The following is a 7,237-nucleotide window of genomic DNA, read 5'->3' on the forward strand; positions in this document are numbered from 1 at the left end:
GGGGGCGGGCTACGTGGCCCTGTCCGCGGGCGTGTTCGTGCTCACGCACGTATACCGCCTGGGCAACGGTCCGCTGGAGTGGCTGATGTTGTTCTGCACGGGGCTCGCGTACGCGGCGGCGGTGGCCCGCACGGGCTCGCTGTGGGGCGCCGTGGGGCTGCACTGGGGATGGAACCTGGCGAACGGGCTGCTGGACCTGCAACTGGACGTCAACGCGGTGGGGCAGGGCGGCCGCGTGCTGTCCGCCGTGACGGGGTTGGTCGCGCTGGGGCTGGTGGTGCTGCTGCCCAAGCGACGTGCCCCCACGGTGTAGGTGGCGGCCTCGGAGTGGACACGCACGCCCGCAGCGATGCTTCTGTAGCCCACTCCAGCTTTGCGGCGGACAGCTTGCCCCTGAGGGCACTCTGCGCACTCACCTCGGCGGGAGGCCCATCCGCTGGGTTCTGGCCGTGGTGTGACCTCGTCCCGGAGGATGGCTCCCTTTCCCGTTGGGGGCCGGATGAGGATGCATCACGCTGCCGCGCTGCTGCTGCTGCTGCTTGCGCTGACAGGCTGTGCCTCGGGACGCGTGGTGCGCTTGGAGACGGGCCGGGGGACGCCGGTCGTCTTCACGCCTCACAGCGACGAAGCCGGGCCGGTGGAGGTGGAGCGGCGCGAGTTCAAGGCGTCCGTGGCCCGGCTGGTGCGGCAGATGCGGGCCTCGGCCAATCCCCAGCGGGACGTACGGAAACTCTTGGGCGTTGAGGCCCGCAGCGGCACGTACCTCTTCAACCCCCGCACCCGGCACATGACGCCGCTGGAGGGGGGGGCACTGACCTCCGACATCCCGCCAGCGGAGGTGGAACTGACGCGGGCATATCTGCGTTGGTGCGAGCGCACCGGACGCCAGGGTGACTGTCTGCGCCTCTTGATGGACAGCCCCATTGTGACCGGAGACGGCCGCTATGCGCTGGCCATGGCACTTGCCCAAGGCGTGGTCCTGGATGAGATGTTGGACGCCTTCAAGGGCATGGCCGACCCGCACGCAGCGCTGTCGGCGGCGCTGTGGACGATGACTCTCTATCTGGTGCTCTGGTCGGTGCCCGAGCCGGTGAGCAAGGGCCTCGCTGCCGTGATGACGGCGACAGTCATTGTCTACCTTGGGGTGGACACCTTCTGGTCGCTGATAGAGGGCTTCAAACGGCTGGTGGAAGAAGCAGACCAGGCCACCACGTTTGATGAGCTGCGCGATGCGGGTGAGCGCTACGGCAAGGTGATGGGCCGGAATGCGGCACGTGCCTTCGCGCTGGTGGCGACGGTGGCTGTCGGTAACACGGCCGCGGGCTTCGCCAGCAAGGTGCCTACGCTCCCCGGCTCAGCCCAGGCGGCGGCACTGGCCGGGGGGCGCGCAGGGCTCCGGCTTGCCGCCGTGGGCGAAGTGGGCGCGGTGGCCGTGTCGGGCGAGGCCATTACCGTGGCGCTGGCACCTGACGCGGTGGCCATGACGGCACGGACCATGGGGGGCTCGGCCGCCGCCCCGGTGGATGCGGAGGGCCACGACCATCACATCGCCACGAACAAGTGGTGGAAAGCCACGAACAATGAAGGCCCCTGGTCACCCCGGTTCCAGGAGATCTTCGACAGGGCGGGCATGGCGCTGGACGATCCGGCCAACATCGTTCGCGTCAAGGGCCACAAGGGGCCCCACCCACTGGCGTACCATCAACGCATCTTCCGGCGCCTGGACGCGGCAACACGAACCTGCCGCACCATGGAGCAATGCCGCGAGGCGCTGACAGCGGAGCTCGACAAGTTGGCGCAGGAGATCGCAGCTCCAGACACCCTCCTCAACAGACTGGTGACGGGTGCATAGGGGCGACACAATGGTCCGCATGCCCAAGCGTTACTTCGACCTGAGCGACGACATGGCCAGTCCAGGCCGGTGGTTGCTCGGCACTCCTACCGACGTTGAAGGCAGAGCGCTGAGTGAACCGTGGGTGTTCACCGATGGGACTCCGATTGACGCTCCGGGTCGCCTGAAGCTCCCGATGTCTCTACCCGGAACAGCCCTCGATTTCTCGCTGGCGGCCCGCTCAACTCCAGTGGTCCACGCCAAGGTGGCATCCGTCTTCGCGGAGCTTGCTCCCGATGACGTGCAGCTCTTTCCGGTAGAGGCCGCAGGCCAGCCCGATCCGTTTTACATCCTCGTGGCCACCAAGCTGATTCGCTGCATTGACGACAAGGCCACCAAGGAGATCTTGATGTGGACGCCGGAGGACGGGCGCCCTGAGAAGGTTGGCGAGTACCGAGACGTTTGGGGAATGCGGATTGACGCTTCGCAGGTAGGTGACGCGAAGGTGTTCCGCACCTGGGGCTGGCCCATCGCGTTGATCGTCCGAGAGGAAATCCGCGACGCACTCGAGCGCATCGGTGCCACGGGAACGAAATTTGAAGAGGTTTAGGGTGCTGCTGCCGAAGCGACGTGCCTCCACGGTGTAGGTGGCGGCTTCCGGGGCTTCGGGTTACAGACCGGGGAGGAGGTTCGCGATGCCCGCTCCCCTGACGCGGCGCCCGGAGACGAAGTCGTTCAGCATCGAGGACCTGCTCGACCGCGTGCGGCGTGGCGAGGTGCGCATCCCTGACTTCCAGCGCCCCTTGCGCTGGACCGCGGACGACGTGCGCGACCTGCTGGACAGCGTGTACCGGGGCTACCCCATCGGGACCCTGTTGTTCTGGCGCCGGGATGCTCCCGCCGCCAGCGTCAGCTTCGGCCCTGTTCGCATCGACGCGCCCTCCACGAGCCAGGGCCTGTGGGCCGTGGACGGGCAGCAGCGCGTGACGGCGCTCGCGGGCGTGCTGCTGCACCCTGCCTATGGGGACGACGCCGGACGCGATGACTTCCACCTGTACTTCGACCTGGAGACGGAGGAGCTGCATCCGCCTCCGTCAGAGGGCATGCCTCCGCCGCACTGGCTGCCGATGAACGAGGTGCTGGACAGCGAGTCATTGCTCCACTGGCTCAACCGCTACCCGGACCGTGAGGCGCACCCGGAGCACCTGCGCGCCGCCATCCGCCTGGGCAAGGCCATCCGCGAGTACCAGGTGCCCGCCTACGTCGTGGACACCGCGGACGAGAAGGTCCTGCGCATCATCTTCAAGCGCCTCAACACGGCGGGCCGGCCGCTCACGGATGAAGAGGTGTTCAACGCGCTGTATGTGGGCTCGCGCTCGCTCAGCCTGGAGTCGGTGACGGAAGGACTGCGGGAACTGGGCTTCGGCAGCATCCCGGAGTCGTTGCTCTTGCGCGCCGTGCTCGCCGTGCGCGGCCTGGACTTCACGCGCGGCTACCAGGAACAGCTCAACCAGGACGACGAGCTCACGGAGACCGTCCGCCGCACGGACCGGGCGCTTCGCGATGCCATCGTGTTCCTCAAGCGCGATGCGTTCATCCCGCACCTCAAGCTGCTGCCCGCGCCGGAGAACTCGCTGGTCCTCTTGACGCGGTTCTTCCAGCTGCACCCGGAGCCCTCACCGCGCTCACGCGAGCTGCTGTCGCGCTGGTTCTGGCGTCACATCGTCTTTGGCGGCTGGGAGCTGAAGCCCGCGGAGGGCATGCAGGTCTTCGCGGCGATCCGCTCCGACGAGGAGCGCTCCCTCCAGGCGCTGCTGGCGCAGGTGCCGCCTCCGCTCATCCGCTGGTGGATGGAGACCGGCCTGCCGGTCATGCCCCACGCCACCGTGAGGCCCCCGCTCGTCCTTCGCATCGCGATGCTGTCCCTCCAGCCGCGCCACCTGCTGACGGGCGCGGTGCTGGACCCGGCGGAGTTGCTGGAGCAGAAGGGCGAGGGCTTCCAGCTCCTCCTTCCCCCGGATGACGTGCGGTGGCGCACGCAGCGGGCCCAGGACCGCAGGACGGTCCGGCGCCTGATGGAGGGAACCTTCAACTACCTCTTCCATCCTCCGGTGGAGGGGCGCTCCCTCATCCAGGTGCTCGAAGCGCAGCCGCCTCCCGGCGAGGAGCTTCTCCACAGCCACGGGCTCACGGCGGAGGCCCTGGAGTCCTTGCGGCGCAATGACGGCGCGTTCCTCTCCTTGCGTCAGGCCGTGCTGGAGCCCGTCCTGCGCCAGTTCATGGAGGCCCGGACGCGCTGGGACGAATCGGACCGGCCTTCACTCCAGTCGATGATCATCGACGACGATGAGGACTGACATGGACCCCACGCTCCCCGTGTCCACCACCGGCATCCTCGACGTCCTCATCGGGGACGTGCACGTCGGCACGCTCACGCTGCTCGCGGACGAGCGCATCGAGTTCAGCCTCTCCGAGGACTACCGCCAGCGCTACCCGCGCCCTGTCCTGGGCCAGTTCTTCGAGGACGACCTGTCGCGCCGCCACACCAGCCGCATGCGGCTGCCGCCGTTCTTCTCCAACCTGCTGCCCGAAGGCCCACTGCGCGACCTCATCTCCGAGCGCCAGCAGATCGCCCGGCAGCGCGAGTTCTTCTTCATCGCGCACCTGGGCGCGGACCTCTCCGGCGCCGTCATCGTCCGCCCCGCGGGCGAGCTGGCCGGCCACGACGCGCCCCTGGCGGACGTCCCCACCGAACCCGCGTCCGACGGCGAGCCGCTGCGCTTCTCACTCGCGGGCGTGCAGCTCAAGTTCTCCATGCTCCGGCGCGACCGGGGCATGACGCTGCCCATGGGCGGCCTGGGCGGTGACTGGATCGTCAAGCTCCCAGACAACCGCTACGACCGCGTGCCGGAGAACGAGCTGTCCGTGATGACCTGGGCGCGCGCCACCGGCATCGACGTGCCGGAGCTGCAACTCCTCAAGGTCTCCGACCTGCACGGCCTGCCGGAAGGCATCACCCTGCGCGAGGACCTGGCGTACGCCATCCGCCGCTTCGACCGGCCTACGCCGGGCCACCGCGTGCACATGGAGGACATGGCGCAGGTGCTGGGGCTGTACTCCGATGAGAAGTACAAGAAGTACAACTACGAGACCATCGCCAACGTGCTGCTCAAGGTGGCGGGGCTGGACTCGCTCCAGGAATTCCTGCGGCGCTTGGTGTTCATCATCGCGTGCGGCAACGGCGACGCGCACCACAAGAACTGGTCCCTCTACTACCCGGACGGCACGCGCCCCACGCTGTCGCCCGCGTATGACTTCGTCTCCACCATCCAGTACATGCCGCAGGATCAGCTCGCGCTGAACCTGGCGAAGTCCAAGCGCTTCGAGGACGTGTCGCTCCAGAGCTTCGAGCGCCTGGCGCGCAAGCTGGGCCTGAGCGACGAGGACGTCCTCCCGGTAGTGACGGGCGCCGTGGAGGTCGCGCTCGATGCGTGGACCACGCTGCGCGCGGACCTGCCCATGCCGGAGCTGTTCAAGCAGCGCATCGAAGAACACTGGAAGCGCGTCCCGCTCCTCCAGGGCAACGTGAAGCGCAGTGCGGGCGAGCTGCGCCAGACGGCCAACGCCTTCTTCACCCTCTACAGCGAGCTGCCCCGGCTGGGCCCCGGCAGTGACGACTGCACCCGCGAGGCCTTGCGACGCCTGGCTCCGCCGCCGCCCTCGCCGCGCGTGCTGGACCTGGGCGCGGGCACCGGACGGCAGTCGCTGGTGCTCGCGCGGGAGCTGGGCACCCGCGTCACCGCCGTGGACCTGCACCGGCCCTATCTTGATCGGCTGGAGCGTGAGGCCCGCGAGCAGGGACTGTCGGAAGCCATCGTCACGCGGCAGGAGGACATGGGCGCGCTGACGTTGCCGCCCGCGTCCTTTGACCTGCTGTGGTCCGAGGGCGCCATCTACGTGATGGGCTTCGGGCAGGGGCTGCGCCAGTGGCGGCCGTTGCTCGCGCCCGGAGGGCAGGTGGCCGTCACCGAGTGCTCCTGGCTCACCGACGCACGGCCCCCGGAGGCGGTGCGCTTCTGGTCGGCCGCGTATCCGTCCATGGCCAACGTCGCCCAGAACCGCGCCACCGCGGAGGCCGCGGGCTTCACGGTGGTGGACACCTTCACGCTGCCCGCGTCCGCGTGGTGGGACGACTACTACACGCCACTGCTCCAGCGCATCGAACGGCTGCGCCCCACGGCGGACGCGGCGCTGCGCGAGGTCATCGCGGCGGCGGAGCAGGAGGTGAACCTGTACCGCCGCCACGGGGACAGCTACGGCTACGTCTTCTACCTGCTGCGTTCGCGCGAGGCGTGACGTGGAGGGTGGAGGGTGGCGCGCAAGGGGATGAACGGAGAGGATGGGCCGCCCATGCCGGCCCCCGCTCCCCGCGCCGTCCCTGACGGGGACGTGCCCACCGACGCCTCGCTGACGCTGCTGAGCATCCCCGGGACGACGCAGGCGGAGGTGGACACCTACTGGCTCACGCGCGTCTATCAGGGCGACCGGCTGCCCCAGCTCACGCTGCGCGCGGTGGCGCTGGGCGCGGGGCTGGGCGTGCTCACCTGCGCCACCAACCTCTACGCGGGCCTGAAGACGGGCGTGGCGTTCGGGGTGGCCGTCACCGCCGCGCTGCTCGCGTCCGCGACGCATGGGGCGCTCCGGCGCTTGAGTCCCCGCGTCGCGGGAGCGCCGCTGTCCCTGCTGGAGCTGGGGTGCGCGCAGACGGTGGCGTCGTCGGCGGGTTACGCGACGGGGGGCGCGCTCGTGTCGGTGCAGGGCGCGTGGCTGCTGACCACGGGGCACCACCTGCCCGGGGTGACGCTGCTGGCGTGGACGTTCCTGCTGTCCGCGCTGGGCGTCATGTTCGCGGTGCCGCTCAAGCGGCAGCTGGTGGACCGGGAGCAGCTTCCGTTCGCGTCCGGGACGGCTGCGGCGGCGACGGCTCGCGCGCTGCACGCGGGCGGCGAGGCTGCGGGGCCCCGGCTGCGGATGCTGGGCGTGGGCGGGCTGGTCGCGGGGCTGTTGACGCTCGCGCGCGATGGGTTCGGACGCGTGCCGTATGCGTATGCGTTTCCCGGGACGCTGGGTGGGGTGCCGCTGGAGCGGCTGGGGTTCGCGCTGGAGACGGGGTTGATGCCGGTGGGCGGGGGCGCGCTCCTGGGCGTGCGGGTCACCGCGTCCATGTTGCTGGGAGCGCTCGTCGTCCATGGCGTCGTCGCGCCCCGGTTGATGGCGGCGGGACTGGTGGCTGTGGACGGGGACTTTCTCGCGTGGGCGCTGTGGCCGGGCGCGGCGGCGCTCACCACCGCGTCGCTGTTGCAGTTCGCGCTCCAGGCCCGGGTGTGGGGACGGGCGCTGCGGGGG

Annotated in this window: 6 protein-coding genes; all 6 read left to right on the plus strand. The window is 69.6% G+C overall.

The window, feature by feature from the left end; translation table 11 throughout:
- Nucleotides 1-313: CPBP family intramembrane glutamic endopeptidase (locus D7W79_RS35815; RefSeq protein WP_147442219.1), on the plus strand; the 313-nt coding region annotated here is incomplete at its 5' end.
- 186 nt (nucleotides 314-499) lie between these two features.
- A complete protein-coding gene (locus D7W79_RS35820; RefSeq protein ID WP_120529794.1) occupies nucleotides 500-1,852 on the plus strand; it encodes an AHH domain-containing protein in 1,353 nt (450 codons plus the stop codon).
- Between the two features lie 19 nt (nucleotides 1,853-1,871).
- Nucleotides 1,872-2,441 carry an imm11 family protein gene (locus D7W79_RS35825; RefSeq protein WP_120529796.1) on the plus strand — a complete coding sequence of 190 codons (570 nt, stop codon included), beginning with the start codon at nucleotides 1,872-1,874 and terminating at the stop codon, nucleotides 2,439-2,441.
- A gap of 85 nt (nucleotides 2,442-2,526) precedes the next feature.
- Nucleotides 2,527-4,188, plus strand: coding sequence for a DUF262 domain-containing protein (locus D7W79_RS35830; RefSeq protein WP_120529795.1), 1,662 nt, complete (start codon nucleotides 2,527-2,529; stop codon nucleotides 4,186-4,188).
- A 1-nt stretch (nucleotide 4,189) separates the two neighbouring features.
- Nucleotides 4,190-6,187 carry a HipA domain-containing protein gene (locus tag D7W79_RS45430; protein WP_244222155.1) on the plus strand — a complete coding sequence of 666 codons (1,998 nt, stop codon included), beginning with the start codon at nucleotides 4,190-4,192 and terminating at the stop codon, nucleotides 6,185-6,187.
- A gap of 54 nt (nucleotides 6,188-6,241) precedes the next feature.
- Nucleotides 6,242-7,237 (plus strand): OPT/YSL family transporter (locus tag D7W79_RS35840; RefSeq protein WP_208729927.1); only part of this gene is annotated, 996 nt, incomplete at its 3' end.

Origin of the sequence: Corallococcus exercitus, assembly GCF_003611585.1 — a bacterium.
Taxonomy (GTDB): domain Bacteria; phylum Myxococcota; class Myxococcia; order Myxococcales; family Myxococcaceae; genus Corallococcus; species Corallococcus exercitus.